The following is a 560-nucleotide window of genomic DNA, read 5'->3' on the forward strand; positions in this document are numbered from 1 at the left end:
CGGCGCGGGGGTATCCAGGCCATCAGCCGCTCGTCCGCCGACAACGTCCTGGCCAGCGCGTCGATCGACCAACTGGAGAAGAACACCGACGACGACTCCGTCAGCCCCTCCCCCGGATCGATCTCCACCCCACCCACCGAACGATCGATCCGACCCCAGCCCACCGGACCGAAGAACCCGATCGTGTCGTTCTTCACACAGAACCGCTGCCAGTAATGCGCCACCAACTCCTCACGCTGACGCGGCATGCTCGACCGATTCGACGCCGACGGAACCCACCCCAGAAACGGCCGCAACCCCGTCCGCAACACCGTCCGGTTCTGCCACGCCACCGCAGCCGTGAAATCCGAACCCCCCGCAACCCCCTGCAACCTCACCGCCGTCCGCGCCGCAACCTCCCCGAACACCCCCTCGAACTCATCCCAATCCGGACCCGACAACCCCACCCCACCAGCAAACTTGTCCGCATACACCGACACATCCACCGGCGCCAGATCCAACACACCCCCCACCGGAAAACCCGGCCCACGCAACGAGAACTGCTCCCACAACCGCCAACG

The 560-nt window shown here is 66.1% G+C and carries 1 protein-coding gene; it reads right to left on the reverse strand.

Annotation, left to right across the window (positions count from 1 at the left end):
- Positions 1-560, reverse strand: a 560-nt coding sequence (locus WA762_RS35510; RefSeq protein ID WP_335941717.1) for a lantibiotic dehydratase, incomplete at both ends; no start/stop codon positions are given.

Source organism: Streptomyces tyrfis (genome assembly GCF_037034285.1).
GTDB lineage: Bacteria > Actinomycetota > Actinomycetes > Streptomycetales > Streptomycetaceae > Streptomyces.